This is a genomic window from Pantoea dispersa, assembly GCF_014155765.1.
Taxonomy (GTDB): Bacteria; Pseudomonadota; Gammaproteobacteria; order Enterobacterales; family Enterobacteriaceae; genus Pantoea; species Pantoea dispersa.
The window spans coordinates 180,183-197,171 of sequence record NZ_SCKT01000006.1 but is presented as its reverse complement, the minus strand read 5'-3'; the positions used below and the strand labels follow the sequence as shown (position 1 = coordinate 197,171).

24 protein-coding genes are annotated in these 16,989 nt (G+C 57.0%); 2 read left to right on the top strand and 22 right to left on the bottom strand.

What is annotated here, in order from left to right; all coding sequences use genetic code 11:
- Window positions 1–4 precede the first annotated feature (4 nt).
- The 3 genes from H7K56_RS17335 to H7K56_RS17325 are packed head-to-tail and all read right to left on the bottom strand — an operon-like array spanning window position 5 to window position 1,015.
- Entirely contained in the window at window positions 5–391 is a 387-nt protein-coding gene (locus H7K56_RS17335; RefSeq protein ID WP_006785968.1) for a TIGR03745 family integrating conjugative element membrane protein, read from the bottom strand.
- 34 nt (window positions 392–425) lie between these two features.
- Entirely contained in the window at window positions 426–668 is a 243-nt protein-coding gene (locus H7K56_RS17330) for a TIGR03758 family integrating conjugative element protein (protein ID WP_003029734.1), read from the bottom strand.
- On the bottom strand, window positions 668–1,015 hold the full coding sequence (locus H7K56_RS17325) for an integrative conjugative element protein, RAQPRD family (RefSeq protein ID WP_150360454.1): 348 nt from the start codon (window positions 1,013–1,015) through the stop codon (window positions 668–670). The genes H7K56_RS17330 and H7K56_RS17325 overlap by 1 nt, the downstream gene beginning before the upstream one ends.
- A gap of 184 nt (window positions 1,016–1,199) precedes the next feature.
- On the opposite strand from H7K56_RS17325, the gene H7K56_RS17320 reads away from it, so the two are divergent.
- Window positions 1,200–1,547, top strand: coding sequence for an FxLYD domain-containing protein (locus H7K56_RS17320; protein WP_016808262.1), 348 nt, complete (start codon window positions 1,200–1,202; stop codon window positions 1,545–1,547).
- A gap of 89 nt (window positions 1,548–1,636) precedes the next feature.
- Here the strand turns inward: H7K56_RS17320 and H7K56_RS17315 are convergent, their stop codons facing one another.
- The 16 genes from H7K56_RS17315 to H7K56_RS17240 form a co-directional block, all read right to left on the bottom strand.
- The gene (locus H7K56_RS17315; RefSeq protein ID WP_006785966.1) at window positions 1,637–2,395 is read right to left on the bottom strand and encodes a TIGR03747 family integrating conjugative element membrane protein; all 759 of its coding nucleotides are present in this window, start codon (window positions 2,393–2,395) and stop codon (window positions 1,637–1,639) included.
- Window positions 2,388–4,487, bottom strand: a complete 2,100-nt coding sequence (gene traD / locus H7K56_RS17310; protein ID WP_150360455.1) for a type IV conjugative transfer system coupling protein TraD — start codon at window positions 4,485–4,487, stop codon at window positions 2,388–2,390. Before traD ends, H7K56_RS17315 begins: the two co-directional genes overlap by 8 nt.
- Entirely contained in the window at window positions 4,480–4,968 is a 489-nt protein-coding gene (locus H7K56_RS17305; protein WP_016808264.1) for a hypothetical protein, read from the bottom strand. The genes traD and H7K56_RS17305 overlap by 8 nt, the downstream gene beginning before the upstream one ends.
- Before the next feature lie 10 nt (window positions 4,969–4,978).
- Window positions 4,979–5,551, bottom strand: coding sequence for a restriction endonuclease (locus H7K56_RS17300; protein WP_150360456.1), 573 nt, complete (start codon window positions 5,549–5,551; stop codon window positions 4,979–4,981).
- Window positions 5,551–6,072, bottom strand: a complete 522-nt coding sequence (locus H7K56_RS17295) for an integrating conjugative element protein (protein ID WP_150360457.1) — start codon at window positions 6,070–6,072, stop codon at window positions 5,551–5,553. The genes H7K56_RS17300 and H7K56_RS17295 overlap by 1 nt, the downstream gene beginning before the upstream one ends.
- Before the next feature lie 5 nt (window positions 6,073–6,077).
- Entirely contained in the window at window positions 6,078–6,713 is a 636-nt protein-coding gene (locus H7K56_RS17290) for a lysozyme family protein (protein WP_150360458.1), read from the bottom strand.
- A complete protein-coding gene (locus H7K56_RS17285; RefSeq protein ID WP_150360518.1) occupies window positions 6,692–7,414 on the bottom strand; it encodes a TIGR03759 family integrating conjugative element protein in 723 nt (240 codons plus the stop codon). Before H7K56_RS17285 ends, H7K56_RS17290 begins: the two co-directional genes overlap by 22 nt.
- An 11-nt stretch (window positions 7,415–7,425) precedes the next feature.
- Window positions 7,426–8,178 (bottom strand): hypothetical protein, encoded by a 753-nt coding sequence (locus tag H7K56_RS17280; protein WP_150360459.1) that lies wholly within the window; start codon window positions 8,176–8,178, stop codon window positions 7,426–7,428.
- A complete protein-coding gene (gene pilL2, locus H7K56_RS17275; RefSeq protein ID WP_150360460.1) occupies window positions 8,175–8,840 on the bottom strand; it encodes a PFGI-1 class ICE element type IV pilus protein PilL2 in 666 nt (221 codons plus the stop codon). Before pilL2 ends, H7K56_RS17280 begins: the two co-directional genes overlap by 4 nt.
- A gap of 134 nt (window positions 8,841–8,974) precedes the next feature.
- Complete coding sequence (locus H7K56_RS17270; protein ID WP_029593099.1) at window positions 8,975–9,223, bottom strand: DUF2442 domain-containing protein; 249 nt, start codon at window positions 9,221–9,223, stop codon at window positions 8,975–8,977.
- Window positions 9,207–9,449 carry a DUF4160 domain-containing protein gene (locus H7K56_RS17265; RefSeq protein ID WP_016807972.1) on the bottom strand — a complete coding sequence of 81 codons (243 nt, stop codon included), beginning with the start codon at window positions 9,447–9,449 and terminating at the stop codon, window positions 9,207–9,209. Before H7K56_RS17265 ends, H7K56_RS17270 begins: the two co-directional genes overlap by 17 nt.
- A 64-nt stretch (window positions 9,450–9,513) precedes the next feature.
- Window positions 9,514–10,050, bottom strand: a complete 537-nt coding sequence (locus H7K56_RS17260) for a single-stranded DNA-binding protein (RefSeq protein WP_150360461.1) — start codon at window positions 10,048–10,050, stop codon at window positions 9,514–9,516.
- A 60-nt stretch (window positions 10,051–10,110) separates the two neighbouring features.
- Window positions 10,111–10,581 carry an STY4534 family ICE replication protein gene (locus H7K56_RS17255; RefSeq protein WP_006785950.1) on the bottom strand — a complete coding sequence of 157 codons (471 nt, stop codon included), beginning with the start codon at window positions 10,579–10,581 and terminating at the stop codon, window positions 10,111–10,113.
- A gap of 635 nt (window positions 10,582–11,216) precedes the next feature.
- A complete protein-coding gene (locus H7K56_RS17250; protein WP_150360462.1) occupies window positions 11,217–13,226 on the bottom strand; it encodes a DNA topoisomerase III in 2,010 nt (669 codons plus the stop codon).
- 15 nt (window positions 13,227–13,241) lie between these two features.
- Entirely contained in the window at window positions 13,242–13,796 is a 555-nt protein-coding gene (locus tag H7K56_RS17245; RefSeq protein ID WP_032608279.1) for a hypothetical protein, read from the bottom strand.
- A 1-nt stretch (window position 13,797) separates the two neighbouring features.
- Entirely contained in the window at window positions 13,798–14,523 is a 726-nt protein-coding gene (locus H7K56_RS17240) for a PFL_4669 family integrating conjugative element protein (protein WP_150360463.1), read from the bottom strand.
- 68 nt (window positions 14,524–14,591) lie between these two features.
- On the opposite strand from H7K56_RS17240, the gene H7K56_RS17235 reads away from it, so the two are divergent.
- Window positions 14,592–14,828, top strand: coding sequence for a hypothetical protein (locus H7K56_RS17235; protein ID WP_050148964.1), 237 nt, complete (start codon window positions 14,592–14,594; stop codon window positions 14,826–14,828).
- Here the strand turns inward: H7K56_RS17235 and H7K56_RS17230 are convergent.
- The 3 genes from H7K56_RS17230 to H7K56_RS17220 all read right to left on the bottom strand — a co-directional run bounded on the left by H7K56_RS17230 (window position 14,815) and on the right by H7K56_RS17220 (window position 16,988).
- The gene (locus tag H7K56_RS17230) at window positions 14,815–16,053 is read right to left on the bottom strand and encodes an STY4528 family pathogenicity island replication protein (protein ID WP_150360464.1); all 1,239 of its coding nucleotides are present in this window, start codon (window positions 16,051–16,053) and stop codon (window positions 14,815–14,817) included. The genes H7K56_RS17235 and H7K56_RS17230 overlap by 14 nt on opposite strands.
- A 99-nt stretch (window positions 16,054–16,152) precedes the next feature.
- Window positions 16,153–16,401 (bottom strand): ParE family toxin-like protein, encoded by a 249-nt coding sequence (locus H7K56_RS17225; RefSeq protein ID WP_004115572.1) that lies wholly within the window; start codon window positions 16,399–16,401, stop codon window positions 16,153–16,155.
- Window positions 16,398–16,988: a DUF2857 domain-containing protein gene (locus H7K56_RS17220; RefSeq protein ID WP_006777722.1), complete on the bottom strand. Its 591-nt coding sequence runs from the start codon at window positions 16,986–16,988 to the stop codon at window positions 16,398–16,400. Before H7K56_RS17220 ends, H7K56_RS17225 begins: the two co-directional genes overlap by 4 nt.
- Window position 16,989: the final 1 nt, after the last annotated feature.

Below are 16,989 nucleotides of genomic sequence, written 5' to 3'. Positions count from 1 at the left end.
GCTCCTACAACAGAATGTCGGCAGACTTGCCGAGCAGCCAGATAACGGCAACCAGCAACACCACACCCACCACCACAATGGCCCCGAATTTGGTCCAGGTGGCTTTCTCATTGCGGACTTCGGTGAAGGTGTGCAGGGCGGCAATGGCAACGTTGATAAAGGCAACGGCCGCCACGACCAGCCCCCCGATAACAATGCCGTCCTGCAGGTAGCCCTTGATTTGTCCGGACAGCCCGCTTCCGCCTCCGGACTCAGGCGCTTCAACGCTTGGCAAGTCCGCAAAGGCCGGTTTGCAGGTGAGCCAGCCCAGCAGGGCAAGCGTACCGGCGCGGGTCAGCGTACGACTGGCGAGACGGCGCAGGCGGGCAACAACAGACTCAGAATGGTGCATGGAATTCATCTCCTGACTTAACGTTCATAATCGGTTAACTGGCAAACATCCAGATACACACAAGCAACAGCAGCACGGTGCGGACGGCAAAACGCCCCAGGGCCGCGTCCCGCACTTTGGTGTTACTCCAGCCGGTCCAGACATCCGACAGCGCCCACGCGGCCCATAAAAAAAGAAATGCCAGCAGTGCCCCGATGCAGAGCAGATGAAGGATGTTCACATCAAGACTGCCGGAGCCGGCTTTAAACGCGTTCGTTTGTTCGGATGTCATGGGCATCAGGGCCGCTCCCGCCGGTAATTACCGGCCACAAAAGACGGGTCACGCGGTTGCGCGCGGGAGGGCTCCAGATAGCGGTCAATGCCGCTGCGGATGATGTTGAGATCGGATGTGGCCTGACGGTAATCAAAGAAAAAGCGGCCACGGTCAGCCGGGTCGGCCTGTGCAGCCGCCACGCGGGCCCGTTCAAGCGACGCCTGAACCTGGTCCAGCTGACGCTGAACAGACGCAAGCTCGTCTTTCTCGGATGCCTGTGCAGCAGCTGATGCCAGAAAGGTCAGCAATACCAGGCCAGTGATGCCCGGGACACGACGGTTGCGCCGCATGGCCGGACGATTTGAGTTCATACGCACCTCCAGAAGGATTAAGGGGTGCGGACAGGATGCGGAAGAGGGAGCGTCGGGTCAGCGATAAACCCTAAACAGGAATTTCAAAATTAATTGCAGGTCTGTGCCGGTGGCAGGTTTAGCTGTAAATAAAGGTTCATTGTGATATTAAGAAAACTCAACGGTAAACAGAGGGAAAATGAAAATGATGAAGACTGTTCTGAAGGCCACGTTAATCACTGCACTGATTACCGGCCCTGTTCTTGCGGCCGACGGTACTGGCAAAGTCCAACTTTCAGACCTGCATTTCGCCACAGCAGCAAATGGTTTGCAGCAAATTGAAGGCACGGGAACAAACGTGTCAGGTGGGCCTGTGAAGACTGTAATTGTCAAATTCAACTTGCTTCAGAATGGGGCAGTAATAGGAAATACGGCAGCGATGGCTGAAAATCTGGAGCCGGGTCAGCAATGGAAGCTACAGGCCCCCTACGACAGCATAACCAACAAGCCAGACAGCTTCAAAGTGACAGAATTGACGGTATTTAATAACTGACACTGACGCGCCAGTAACGGTCGTTTCATGGCTTGTCTGCTGACGGAGGCGCGCAAAACAAGTTTTGCACGCCTCCGTCCAGCCCTGATTTAAAGATACTTCTTGAACGACGCAGTGGTCACCGTTACGGCGATCCCCAGCAGAACAGCCGCCGGCAACAACAGCAGATTGGGGTAGACTGCCGTGGGCCAGGAAAGGTACAGCATGGCGGGCACCACAGCTGCCGGTTTGACCAGCTTCTTGGCATGATGATAGACAAACGAACTTTCATACCCCGCGCCGTACCGCCGCAGATCACGCCGCCCCAGCCCCTCAACCAGCGCCACCACCACGACCAGCACAAACAACGGCACGGACAGCACCAGGATGGTGACGCGTACCAGGGTGATAATGCTGATCCATACCGTGGCCAGCAGGTATTCACGCAGGTAGCCGGCAAGCCAGCCGCTCCAGCTGTTGATTTCCCGGGTGACGGCATTGTCACTGTGCATCTGGTGTGCATACTGCTGCCGGACCCAGTCCAGGAAGCCACTGTCCACAAAGGCCCACTGATAGGCGGTGCTCACCCAGCGCACAACCGTCACCGATGGTTCAGACAGCAGCAGGCTGCGGGTGAACTCTGTGGACAGCCACCCCAGCTCGGTGTTCATGACCGCTTCACTGTGCGCCGCCCCGGCTTCCGGCCAGAAGAAGGCGATGCCGATATATTCAATCAGCAGGCTCAGCAGCAGCGAGGACAGCACCACGCCCACCAGGGCCCATGGCCAGCCCCAGAGCAGATTATACAGAATGCCGTGCTTGCGTTCCGGCAGCGTCTGCTGCTGTGGGGGACGTTTTACCTCAGCCATTCGCCCCTCCTGTGACCGGCACGTTCAGGGCCGGACCGTCCCGCCACCAGGATTCGCCGCTGTGATAGCTGCGCCGCATCTCCTCCGCTATTTTCTCAATACTTTCCGGCATCAGCACATCATCAGCATCCCCGGCAGGCAGCGGCATGCGGATTTTCCACAGCTGCCCGCCCTCCAGCAGGGCAAACGCCTGCCCTTTCGGCAGCGTCACGATATCGGCCGGCTCCAGCAGCGGGACTTTTACCGTCCCGACGCGGTCCTGGGTGCTTGAGGTGAAGTCCTGGTCAGCGTTGACATCTGCCGTGTCCTGGTGCCCGGAGACCAGCGTTTTGGTGTAAATTTCCACCTGCGGCAGCTGCGTGGTCAGCAGCTCGGCGGTGCGGTTTTCCCTGACGCGCAGCATAATCAGGTTGTTAAAGTTACCCTGTACCTGGGCCGTCTTGGCCGCATTCCCGATGCGGGCCTCAATATCAGAAGACGTCTGGGTATAGGCCGTCACCTGCATGCCGGCACCGCCACCTTTGTTGATGAGAGGGATAAACTCATCGCCCATCAGCTCGTTAAACTCATCGCAGTGCAGGTTAATCAGGGACTTCCCTTCTTTTCCGCCCGGCAGGCCCGAATTGATACCGTGTTTGTAGATATGGCCGGCCACGCTCACCAGATCGGCGAACATGGAATTGCCCACCGCGCTCGCTACCATACTGTCACTGAGCGCATCGAGCCCCACATACACCACGGCTTTTTTACGGATGATTTGCTCCCAGTCAAATATGGGCCGTGAGTCATCCATATCGAGATAGTCGGGAGCCAGCAGTTCAGCGGTTTTGCCGGTGGTCAGTTTTTCCAGCAGCGGCAGCAGCGACGCCACGATTTTGTCAAAGTAAGTGCGGTCATAACGCACCGCTGACCGCAGCCCGTCGAGAATGGGATCATAGAGCTTCTTACCTTCTTCTGAACTCAGCGCAACCTCGATGGCCCAGATGCGTAAGGCATCCGGCTGTCCCTGCATGTTACGGGGCACGTCGTCCTCGCCCAAAACCTGCTGATTATTCTCAATCTGCGTCTGCAGAGCCGGCAGCTGCGCCTGGATGATTTTTTCCGCATAGCGGATATAGAGATCGGCGATATTGTTCACGTAGCGCATGATCAGCGTGTAGTCAGGGCGCTCACCCAGGGCGACCAGCGCACGGGCGATGATGTTGACGAACCGCCAGGCAAATTCGCGGAATGCCGCGCTGTTCCCCTCACCCGACAGCTGACCGGCCACGCGGGACGCCACCTCTGACACGCGACCAAAACGCCCGACGGCATTATAACGGGCTGAAATTTCAGGCCAGCCGAGATGAAAGATATACAGCTCATCCCCGCGCCCGGCCCGGTGGGCCTCTGCCCAGACGCGTTTCATCAGATCTGCGTCGCCTTTCGGATCAAAAACGATGGTGACTTCACCCCGCCGGATATCCTGTGTGACCAGCAGCTCTGCCAGCCGGGTCTTCCCGACGCGCGTGGTGCCGTACACCACCGTATGGCCAACGCGCTCTCCCAGAGCCAGGGTGACGTCTTTTTCATCGGGCTCGATGCCGTGCAGCGCCGGATTCCCGCCCACTGGCGGTAACGGCCGCACCGGGTTCAGCGGCGTATCGGCACTCAGCAGCTTACCCAGCCAGGGCAGACGGTGCTCTGTCAACATTTCGAGCTGACGCGCCACCAGGTAAAAGCGGTTTGGTTGCAGGTAACGGGCCACTTCCGGGCGCAGCGTATCCTGCAGGCGCTGGGTGTGTTTCTGGGTCCAGCGGAAACCCCGGCCTAGAAACAGGCGACGATGGCTGACGGGGATCTGTTTAGTACTCATGACATAGCGCGGCAGGCGGCGGAGATTCCGGCGGTAGCGAATAATCTTCATCCCCTGATGCGTGCGGGTGACGGCCAGCGCCGCAAACCCGGCTGCGGTGACATAGCTGACAGACGGAGCCAGAGCGACAGCCCAGGGTGCCTGCACACAGACATATGCCGCCATGCCCGATACCACGGCGGTATTCAGCTCAACGGCCGGACGCAGCAGGGCCTCAATGACGTAACGGTTACTCATCGTCTGCCTCCTTTATAATTTTACCGTCGGCCATACGGATATACGTTCCCCTCCCGGCACCGGCTTCCCTGCAGGAAAGGGAGTGGTAACGCAGGGCATCCGCCAGTAAGCGCCAGAGCACATACAGAACATTCGACAGGATGAAAAAAATGATCCATACGGCCCGCAATGACAGCAGGTAATTGTTCGCCGCGGTTTCTGTGGAGACGGCAGTGACGGTACAGGCTGCCGGCTTTGCCTCAGGCGGAGCCGCATTATCAGGCACCGGGCATTCCTCCCACATGTAATGTCCGGGCGGCGCGGTGCGCCATGCCGTTGCCTCCTTCTGCAACTGGTCGTTCAGGTCACTGACCGGATGGCCGAAAACAAGCCAGGCGAGCAGGCAGACACCGCCGAAAGCGGCAGGCACGAAAACGGCATGACGGAATAAACAGAACACAAGCCACAAAGCGTAGCGCAGGCTGTTCAGGATGATGTGCATAAAAGATTCCTCAGAGAGTCTGCCGGACGTCCTGCCCGGCGAGAATGGCCAGCAGGCGTTGCCCGCTGATGATGCGCAGGCGCGGTGACGCCATATGAAGGGTGCGGCTCATTTTTCCGGTACGGCCCGTGTGGATAAAGAGCCCCCGGCGGCCGGAGTGCAGGAGAAGTCGGTCGAAGTCCTCAACATGTGCGGGGGAAACAGCACGACTGTACCGTTTGGCCTGGATAAGCCAGTGCTCGCCGTCGATGATGACCTGACCATCAAGGCCGCCGTCACCGCTGTAGGAGGCATTACGCACTACGGTCAGCCCCTGACGTTCAAAGGCAGACAGCAACAGCTCTTCAAAGACATAGGGGCTGATTTTGCGCAGATAAGTCAGGCGCTGCCCGTCTCCCGGCAGGCTGATCAGCTTATTCAGTACCCGCCCCGCCGTTGCCCGGTATCGCCGGTGACGGCGGGTGCTGGCTTTCTCCCGCCGGCGCAGGTTCAGAAAGGCCATCACCACCAGGAAAAGGACGATCAGTATGACCGCCCCGTAAGGGTGCGCCATCAGCAGATCGTTGATATCTGGCGCGCTCATTACGGCTTAACCTGCTGCGTCAGGCCGGTATCGGTGATAAGTACCGGATAATGCGCAATCTGCAGGCGACGGGCCAGCTCGCTGCCGGAAGCCGGGGCCAGGCTGACACCGGGTGCCAGTTCGCGCAGCTCGCGCACGGTATCCATGTCTGTGACGTTGACTATCATCCCGGCCGCATGCTGTTCAGCCAGGGCACCGGCATTGGCCGTCAGCCATTCACGGGACAGAGCATCATCCCCAATCAGAAACAACGCCCCGATGCCGGGCAACTGCAGCGTCCGATCGGGAACGCTGCCCGGGCGCAACTCCGGCGTGAATACCGGGAGCATGGCGGCCTCGCCCTGCAGCACGGGTGACGGGGGTGAAGATGTGGTGTCGTTTTCCGTGCTCATACCGGGCTGTTTATTAACGGCCTCAAAATACGGCGTAGCATCCTGACCGCCCAGGTCAGCAATGACGTTCAGTTCAGCATGGCCGGTCAGGGGAAGGAGGGTAAACAGCAGTAAGGACAGCGTTTTCATCAGAGTTATCTCCCGGGTTCAGTCCAGACGAAGCCTGGATCGGGGTTGAGCTCAGCAACCGAACGGGGCGCTTCAGCTGCCGGCGCAGAAATGCGGGGTGCAGGGCTGATTTTTGCCAGATGCCCTCTCACAATGGCGCGGTAACGTGCAGCAGGCTGACCACCTGCGGGATGGTGATAACACCCGGCGGCATCCAGCCAGCTGCCGGGCTTGCGCGCCCAGCACTCACGCAGAATGGTGGCGGCGGCGTTCAGGTTGGTGTAAGGGTCAAACGCATCCCACGTCGAGGCAAAATGATGACCGTTCCAGCCCAGATTGACCTGGGCAATACCGACATCGATGCGCTTAAGCGGGTGACGCTTCATAAAGACCTGCAGCGCCTGCCAGGCCTGCAGGCGCGTCTCATAGCGGTACCCTTTGCCTGCCACATTGATGGTCCATGGCCATGGCCGTACTCCGCGGGGAAGTTTGCGCGAAGACTCGCTCAGGGAGACCGAGTAAAGCGCTTCGGGAGGCACGCCGTGCGCCATGGCCACGCGGACGTAACCCTCCGGCACCGTCTGGTCAGCATGGCCGTCAGGGACGGCCGCCATCAGTAAGCCCAGCGCCAGTGCGCCGGTCAGAACGCTGCGATTGTCCATTTACCGTCTCCCGCCTGCTGCAGTAAAACCGGCATCAGGCCGTTACCAAAACGCATCCACCGGCCGCCGTCGTGGTTAAGCGTGATCTGGCGCTTGCGGACCTTTTCCACAGGAATGTGATGGTCCCGTGCCCAGCTGCGAAGCGCATCATCACTGCCCTGGCTGTCGACCAGATAGATGTCCACCGGCCGGTTGTCAGCCAGCACGGCAGACAGTTTTGCGTCGCAGGTGGCGCAGTCTTTTGACCTGACGAACAGCGCCAGCCGGCCACCACTGTCGTGCGCCACGCCGGAGGCGTTCCCCATATTGACCGGCAGTGTGCCCGGATACAGGCGCTGCCAGGCCGCGTTCACCTCACGCTGGAAATCAAGCTCCTTCTGGGTGCGGGCAAACTCTTCCTTCACCCACTTTTCAGCAAACTTACGGCGCTCTGCCGGCGTCTGCGCCTCAATACCCAGGGTGGAAAGCGGATCGAGACCCGGCGACTGGATACCCCGGGGCCCCTTCATCAGCTGCTGATAACGCTGATAATCGTCGGCACTGAGTCCCCACTGACCGGCCTGTTGCTGCAGGTTTTGCTGTGCGGAGTCAGCACGTTGTGTTGATTCCTGTCGGCTGACATCCGTCTGTCCTGATGTGGTCGCGGCCTGGGTCAGGGGACTCAGCAGCATGGCGGCTAAAAAGGTATGTTTCAGTTTCATCATTCGCTCCGTTACTCTGCTCTGAGCACGGTCAGGCGGCCGTTAACCCGAAACGTCGCCTCACCATAACCGGCACTGACCAGCGTCCAGCCGGCCACGGTTTCACCCTCTCCGACCAGGGCCACCTGCGACAGGCTGCTGTAGCCTCGGGGCGCGATGGCAGCCCAGGACTCTGCCCCCCGCTTCTCCACTCCCGTCAGCACAAAAGGCGCAGTGCGGGCCACGCGAAGGGACGGAGCAGCACGACGTGTGTCAGCGGGACGGGGCTTTTTTTCCGCAGGTTCAGTTTTTTTAACCGGTGCGGCGACAGGTGTGGCGGGTGCCGGCTGTGATTTCAGCGCTGTCAGCTGCTCAGTAAGCGCACTCAGGCGGGTTTCCAGCCCCTGCTGGGCATCCTGAAGGGCGCGTAATGACTGATGCACGGCGTCATCGCTGCCGGCCTGTTTCGCAGCAGCGCTGAGTCGCTGTTGGACCTCGCCGAGATTTTTCCGCGTATCCTGCAGACCGGCTTTGAGCGTGGTCACATCTGACTGCAGGGCCGCAACTGTCTCAATAGTGGCCGCTGTACTGCCCTGAGATTCAAGGCGTGCAAGACGCTCATCAAGGTTCGATATGCCCAGACTGAAGGCGGTGTAGCCCAGCGCCAGAATGCCGGCCAGCGCCACACCTGCGGCAGCGCCCCAGATAAGACGGCGGCGGGGACGCCAGCTGAATCTTTTACGGGCCGGCGCAGGCTCCGTATGGAAAGGTTGCTGTTCGCTCATTTTCTCAGAAACCCTCCGCTGACAGGTTTAACGGGTACTGACTGAGGTGTGCTGATGGCCGGTTGTGACATTGCTGACGGCGCAGGCGTGGACCAGGTGCTGACCGGCGGCGGAAGCTGGGTAACCGGCAGCTGGTAGCCGTCGCGCAGGCTGTGGCAGACCACCCGCTGCACATCGTCCACTTCCAGCTGCCAGGCCGGACCGGCCAGGACCTGCAGGGCAGTACGCAGGCGCATCGGGCCCAGCTGGTACTGGACTGCCGGCAATGCCTGGCGGTAAAGCACGCCGTTGGCGGAACCCGTCGCGCACAGGGAATAACCGGACTGGCGCAGGGCGTAACGCAGCGCATCCGCCACGGTAGGATGCAGGGATGACGGGATGCGAATATCAATAATCTGCGAGAGAGGGTCACGCTGGGCCGCCTGCGGATCGGTGCTGACCAGCAGATAACGATCGTAGCGCACCACTTCCGGCGTCCGCGCATACTCGTCGGGAGAGACCGGCTGAACGTTGCGGGTGACGGTGGTGCCGGGTGTCGGGTCCGCAGGCGCGCGTTGCTGCAACTTTTGCGGCTGGGAAACACAGCCCGCAAGGAGCATCAGGGGAAGAACAGTGGCAAGCCTGCCTGGTGAAAATACGTTGTGAGAGGTGTTACGTTTCATCCGGAATTTTCCTGTACAGTGATAAAACAGCCCTCACTGTGCGGAATCGGTCCGGTTTTACTCAATTAACAACTGATTTTCCGTGGATGAAAAAAAACGCCGGCAAAAGCCAGCGTTTTTCATTAACAGCGCTGTCAGGCTACTTTATGGGGACGATGGGTCACATCGCCGCGGCCTTCAAGCAAACCCGCAACAGAAATGTCTTCGTCCAGCGCGTCCCAGTGGATACCACGGGGACTCAGTTCATAGCTGTTAAGCTGTTCAGTTGAAGCATGCAACAGGCGTGGAAACCATGCCAGCGGCACACCGATGGTACGGGCGTCGTTGAGTTCAACCCACATCGTGGCCTCATCGAAGCTGACCCGTTTAGCTGAAATAGTCATTCCAGGCCTCCAGAAACAATGCTTGGTTATCTTCAACGATCCCCGTCAGTTCTTTTAATACCCGTGAATTAAACCCATCGTTACTGGCCAGTGCCACTGATGGCGTTAACCAGAATTTGGCTTCACTACCTGCTTTCATTACGTGAATGTGTGCAGGTTCGAGCGGGTTACCTTCATTAGAATAAAAAAAGAACCGGAAACCGTTGATCCTCAGTATAACAGGCATGTCAGTTATCCTTAAATGCTGACCGGATTATGTTTAAGTTCAGAGCAACTGCCATAAAGACTGTTCAGAGTGCATGGACTGCCGATTTTGGTACTCCATACCCGAATCCAATGAACGGTATATCGTCATCGAAGTCCATCGGTGGCGCACCGGCACTGCTGCCGGAAGCCTGGCCACTGTGAGTCGGTCCTGAAGGTTGCTGAGGCTGCCCCCAGTCATTCCGGGAAGACGTATTCTGACTGCTGCCAGATTGCCGGCCACCCAGCATCTGCATGGTGCCACCAATATTGACTACCACCTCTGTGGTGTATTTATCCTGGCCGGCCTGATCGGTCCATTTGCGTGTGCGCAGCTGGCCCTCGATGTAAACCTGGGAGCCTTTACGCAGATATTCACCCGCAATTTCTGCCAGCTTGCCGAAAATAACCACCCGATGCCATTCGGTCACTTCTTTCTGTTCACCGGACTGCTTATCGCGCCAGCTCTCAGACGTGGCCAGCGAAAGGGTGGTAACTGCGCTGCCGTTAGGAATATAACGAACTTCAGGATCCTGGCCGAGGTTTCCGACAAGAATAACCTTGTTAACGCCGCGTGAGGACATAATCATTTCTCCTGTAAGGAATAAAGAAACACCCCGCGAACGGGGTGTGTCAGGTGCGCATCAGAATGAGTTTTCTGCGTAGTTTTGTTGTGCGGCAGAGCCATTCTGCGGCGGCACGGAGTCAGATTTTTCAGTCTTGTAAACCATTTCCTGGCCTATTTTGATCCAGTCCACCTTTATCAGGCGGGCTTTCAGACTGACGCGCTGTTCGCCGGCATGGTCACCCTTGTTCAGCGTAAATATGTCCGTGGACGGGTTACTCAGGTTAAAGCCCAACAGGACTTTCTTGTCTTCATCGACGGCTTTCTGGCAGCGGGCGATAAGGCTGGTTGCCTCTTTACCTGCGACAGAAATGTCAAAACGGACGTAGGCCGGATTATCAGTCGGACCACTCAGTGCATTGATTACGCAGCTGAGGAACGAGCCATTCTGATGGTTAACCTGGCGAATGTTGCTGAGATACCCGATGCCTTTGATAGTCAGGTTGAAGTACTCAGATTTTGCAGATGCAGAAGTGTTGTTTGCAGACATGATGTTTTCTCCATGGAGGTAAAAATAGGTACGACGGAGAAACCATCTGCCCTGACGGGAGTGGTTTCCCGTCGGGGGTCAGGATCGGTTGAATCCTGAGAGTCTGGTATGTTGAAGGAACCTTCATCGCCGCGTCGTAATGCGCTTGTACAGGCGATATCTGCTTTCAAAGGTGCGCAGATGTACCAAAGTTTGCTCCCTTTCAGGTTATAGGAGCTTTCGCTGTAGCCACCCGAAGGCGATTCTCACAGGCTACGGAATCATTGGTGGTCGTATGAACGACGGTTTAGCACTTTTATAATTAAACCGTCCTCCCGGAATGTCAACGGTCAAAATGGAAAACGTGATCCGTAAAAATAAAAGGGCACCGTTTCCGGTGCCCTGGGGTCAGTGCCTTAACCTGCGGTCGTCTCATCTGTCTCCGGGGAATAATCCCGACGCGGTTTTCACGGAGTGCATGCGTCTTACAGGTCCGTTAGTGTGCAATAACTTCCTGCCAGGCCTGCTGCGGGTAAATCCCGTTAAAGTTTACCTTACAGCACCGTGGCCAGCGGGGCACCTATGCATCAAAGCCTGGCAACAATAGCAGAACCCGCCCCGGGGTTGTACAGTGAAATAGTTCAATACTGCGCGGATTATTCTGTTTTAGCCTTAACCGATGTTTTTTTACGCTTCGCTGCTTTCTTCTTACCTGTACTGATAATTCCCTCACAGTCCGGATAGCGTATGCACCCCCAAAAATCACCATTTTTACCTTTACGTTTACGCGTGGGTCCTTTGCATAACGGGCAGGGAGGCGTGACGGGAGCAGTAATTTTCACACTGTCCTGGCGGCCTTTTTCGACAAGGTGACGGGTCCACTGCAGCTGCTTTTGCATAAAGACCGCAAGCGACATTTTCCCCTGCGAAATATCATCCAGTGCCTGCTCCCATAATGCGGTCATGCCCGGGCTCGTCAGCGTTTCCGGCAGGGCCGCAATCAGCTCCCGGGCCATCTGCGTTGAGTGGATGTGCTTCCCTTTTTTCTCCAGATAGTGCCGTTTGAAGAGGGTTTCAAGCACAGCCGCACGCGTCGCCTCTGTGCCCAGACCGGCGTTATCACGCAGCACTTTCTTCAGCTTCGGGTCACTGACGAAACTGGCCGCGTTCTTCATGGCAGCAATCAGCGTCCCCTCCGTGAACGGTTTGGGCGGACTGGTTTTCATATCCTTAACCTCAGAACCGGTGACAGCGCAAATATCCCCTTTTGCCAGCGCCGGCAGCGCCATACTGTCACCGTCGACGTCCTCTTCATCGTCATCTTTTTCAGCCAGGAACAATGACTTCCAGCCCGTCACCACACCGACTTTCCCGCGTGTACGGAACAGCTGTCCACCGATATTGAAAGAGGCCTCCGTCACGTCAGATTCCTGCAGCGGAAGGAACTGGGCGAAATAATGCTGGCGAATCAGCTGGTAGACATTCAGCTCATCGGCACTGAGGCGTGACAAATCAAATGCCTGTCGGGTGGGAATGATGGCATGGTGCGCGGTGATTTTTTTGTCATTCCAGACACGCGAGACAAACTGCCTGTCCAGCTGATTCAGTACCGGGGCCACAGCTGGATCGGATTTCGCCACTGCCGCCAGCACGTCGGATATTTCCTGCTGCATGGAAGTTGGCAGAAAACCGCAGTCTGTACGGGGGTAGGTGGTCGCTTTGTGGGTTTCGTAAAGTGACTGAGCAATGGCGAGCACATCATTTGCGCCCATGCCGAATTTTCGGGAACAGACCTGCTGAAGGGTGCCCAGGTCAAAACAGAGGGGTGCCGCCGTTTTCTCCCGCTTCTGTGTCACCTCCAGTACCGCAGCCCTGCCCTGCTGCTGACACAGCTGTCCCACCGCCCGGGCAGCCTGAGGATTGATGCAACGCTTTTCCTCATCACAGTACTGCTCAACGGGCACCCAGCCAGCCCGGAACCGGACGCCCTCTTTTTCAATAAGCGCATGTACCTGCCACCAGGGCTTTGGCACGAAGGACGTAATTTCATTATCCCGGTTAACCACCATGGCAAGCGTCGGCGTCTGTACCCGCCCGACGGACAGCACTTCTGACACCCCTGAGTCACGGGCTTTGAGAGTATAAAGGCGGGTCAGGTTCATACCGATGAGCCAGTCAGCCTGGCTCCGGCCCTTGCCGGCATCGTACAGCAGGGCTGTTTTTTCTCCGGGAAGAATATTGCCCAGTGCTTCCTTCACACTGGCCTCATCCAGGGCTGACAACCAGAGCCGGCGTACCGCGCCACTGTAGCGGCAGTATTCCAGCAGCTCACGCGCGATCACCTCGCCCTCGCGGTCGGCATCGGTGGCGATGACCACCTCAGAGGCCTTTTTGAGCAGCTTACTGATAACAGTGAACTGCGATTTTGTCTGCTCCTTGACGACCATTTCCCAGGTCTCAGGCAGCACAGGCAGGACATCGGCACGCCATGGCCTGCCATACTGCTCACCATAGGCTTCAGGGCTGGCAGTTTCGAGTAAATGGCCGACCGCCCAGGTCACAACGATGTTACCGCCGCTGATAAATCCCTGCTCACGCTTGCTGATACCCAGCACGCGGGCAATATCCTTTGCCTGTGATGGTTTTTCACACAGAAAGAGTTGCATGTGTTGCCTCCCGCATCAGCGTTTTTCACCCGCCGCAACAGCGCGGACATCATTCATCAGCTTCGTGACGCCGGACCCGGCCAGACGCTGTGATGATGATGAGCGATAGACAACATAGAGCCTGCTGCCGGACCCGTTTTTCTCGATTTCGATATCCAGGTGATCACGTTCGTTCCAGTCGGAGCCCATTTTGTAGTAGCTGCCCGGCATGGCGTCCCAGACGGGATGCGCATCATCTTCAGCCGCCGCTTTCCAGTCCCCGTCATTTGCGGCCTGCCGCAGTGCCTCAAGCTCCTGCGTGGAGATAAATTTGTAATGGCGCTTCAGGCGGGCCGCCGCGGTATCCACATCGACCGGCACGGAGAACGTTTTATCGACGGACTTCATGGCCTGTTGCCCCGCCGGACTCATCAGCGGCATCCCGCCACTTTCTCCGCTGCTGTTGCCGCCCAACGTTTTTGTCAGGTTTGCGGCTGTGTCACTGACCTGTTTATTAATCGCAGCCCAGTCCGTTGTTGCGCATCCGCTCAGTAAAAAGAAGGAGGTGAGGAGGAACACAGGGCGAATCATATTATTCCTCCTCTGCCATGTTGTTTTTAAGCGGAGGTGAGAACGAAGAGCGTTTTTTACCGCTTAACACATCCGGATCAGGTTCGCCATTTCGCTCAATGGCAACAAGCCCTTGCGTGGTTTTTTCTGCAATATCACGGCGAGTCACTGCAAGTGTTCGGTAAGGCTGAATCACGCCATAGACCTGACGAACAGCATGGCCACCATTGTCCAGGATAGTGTCACGTTGCGAACGCGAAATCAGCCCGTAATGAAAAGCCTGGAAAGCTTTCATTGCTAACTGATCATATCCAACCAGAAGCCATACGCACCGGTATCCTAACGGTGAACGGCTGAAAACGCTGACATTTAACGGATCGGCTGATTCAACTTCCGAGAGCGTTACCCCTTTGGGTACGGCTGACAATATGGCATCCAGTGAACTGACGTTTTCATTAATTTTAAGTGTTGCTCGTTGCAGGGCTTCTTCGAGCCGTACCAGAGCCATATCGGCATAGGGATTATCTGCCGCTGAGTCTCGGGAAGCATTACCAGCTCGCGCAATGGCTTGCGGCATGCTGATTATTTCAGGCCTCTTTTTTTTCACCCCTGTCTCGTCCGGAGCATCACGTTTCCTGCCCTCCCAAAGCCGGATTGCATAATGTGTATGGAGCAGGATATTAACAGAGGACTGTAGGGCCCCCGCTCGTGAAGCGGTTGTTCCGCCCTTTGTTTTACCATCAGACATGTCTAACGCCTCTCTTTAGTGGGTAATGAGTTTTGACACGCTTGAGATAGTCCGGGCGAGAGGGGTATATGAACAACTTAAAACCAGATCGTCACCATTACAAATTTGCAGGACCTTCATCTCTTTTATGGCGAAGAAATATTGCCTGGCTTTTAACCACTGTTGCCACTGGCAACAGTGCTTACTTCTTAGTCAGTGTTGCCACTGGCAACAGCGCTCACTTTTTAGCCAGCATTTTTGCTGACAAAAGTGCAAGACTTCATGCGCCGCTGCCTGTAAAAATCTGCAATCTCATGAATTTATGATTTTTTCCCGAATTTTCTTCACCAGATCCCTGATATATTCCTCCGATACCGGGCGGGCAGAGGCGCGTGGTTCGGGTTTCCATTGTTGCTGTTCGGGACGCTGAACTGTTTTTTGCCCGATACTGTCAGATATATCGCCACCCTGACGGGGCGCGTATAACCTGCCCTCACGCGCCTTCTTCATCACGGCCAGCAACCAGCCTACCGGGTTGCTGAGCTGCTGGCGTGCCATCACCTTTTGCAGGCTGAGCAGCACAAGTTGTGCCTGCTCCTCAGGCAACGCCTGCAGCTGTGCGGTCAGCATGGCAATATCTTCTGCCGGAACAAGTTCATGCAGACTGTCGGGAAGCACAGGTTTACCCGGTACGTACGTATTTTTATTCACACTGTGTGTGATACTACGTACGTAATGGTTCGGTTTCCGAACCCGGCCATAACTGCCTGTTTTTACTGGCAGTACGGATTCCGAACTTAGTGAGTTGTTATGCCTTTCTGGACTGAGTTCGGTATCCGAACCCTGTTTTTTAGCGGCGATTCCTGGACGTTTATGACTGAGTTCGGTTTCCGAACCCGGTGCGGGACAGGGTATTCGGTGATGATGTTTCGCCATCTGGCTGGGCGTCTGTGGGCGGTCCAGACGCGATTCGATCAGCGCAAGATGGCTGCGATAATGGCGCATGGTGGGGTCGTTTTTTATATCGTCGAGCACTTCGCGGGCGGTCTGGCTGATAGTCCGGTTTTTACTCAGGCAGGCATCCGCCACCGTATCAAGGAAGCGGGGGTCGAGCATTTCCGCATCGCTGAACGTCAGGGGCTCATCGTGCTGAGCATAGATATTCCCCCGCACCCGCCCTTTATCATCCCGCACGCGTTTACAGAGGCTGAGCCAGCCGGTTATTCGCAGCATAAGCAGGACGCGGCTTACCGTTTCCCTTGAGGCTTTCCCCTTTCCGGGTGAGGCAAGCTGCAGCTGCAGTTCGTCATAGCTGGGGAAAACCGCCCCCTCATTATTTTGTGCATACAGCCGGATAATCATCCAGCCCATCTTGTCCAGTGGTGACAACCGCGTGTCGAGCAACAGCCGGCGGGGAATGGAATCATGCACATTTCCAGTAAACAGCAGGCCGTTACGTATCCTGCCATCATCCCGCCGGGGACTGGCCGCAAGGCGGGCATTCATTTTATCCAGCGTATAAGCAATCAGGCTTTCTGCAGGCAGACTCATTATTTTTCCTTTTCGGCCGCCATCACGGCCGTTCTGAACTGTCAGTATGCTTAGTACTGCACCCGCGTACGGGTGCAGGGTAAACAGGCTGTCATGCTGCTATTTCCGTATGGCGCTGTTATAGCGTTCGTGGCTGAGAAGAAGCCATGTCCGGCCTTCGTTGCGACTCAGCAGACGCCAGAACGGGCCGAGATCGATTTTGTAGTAACCGCAGCCTTTCTCATCGAGCCGGGTGTAATTACGCGCCCCCTGCCGGAAACGGCGAACCTGACGTAACGCCTTTTGACAGCATTGCGGCGGCGTACCATGGGGAGCCCGCAGGCCCGGCGCAACCATTCTGTATTTCATGCCGTCTTCCTTACCGGCGTTCGGGCCGGAGAAGGCTGCCGGGTCTTGTGCCAGCCGCGGACGGCATGCCAGACCGACGTCAGCGAGACGTTCATCTGTTCTGCAGCCAGCATCATTACGTCCAGCCCGTCAGCACTTTCCGCGTCTTCAACGCCGGACTTTTGCCACTGACGCCACAGGGCGGCGTTTTCCTCATCACCCAGTGCGTTACCGCGCCCCGGCCGGACATCGATACCGGCAATGCGACGGCGGGCCGCCACGTCCGTACTGGAGAGCCCGAAGTAATTGGCCATCAGTTCAATGGAGCCGCCCAGCGCCAGCGCCCGATCGATACGCTGGAGTCGTTTCTGTTCCGTCCGGGCCTGCTGTAGCATGCGCACCAGATTGCCGTGATTGATGCCCACACTGATGATCGACACCTCACTGCCGGAAAGGTAGTGAAGCTCTTCGAGCGAGAGCCCCTGCAGCATCTGCATTTCCTCGCGGTTCAGTCCCAGCGATTCGCAGCGGCGGAGATAGCCACTTCTGAGATCCATAACCAGCTGCATCAATAATCCGTTTGCAGCCTGAGATAAACTGTTCATCATT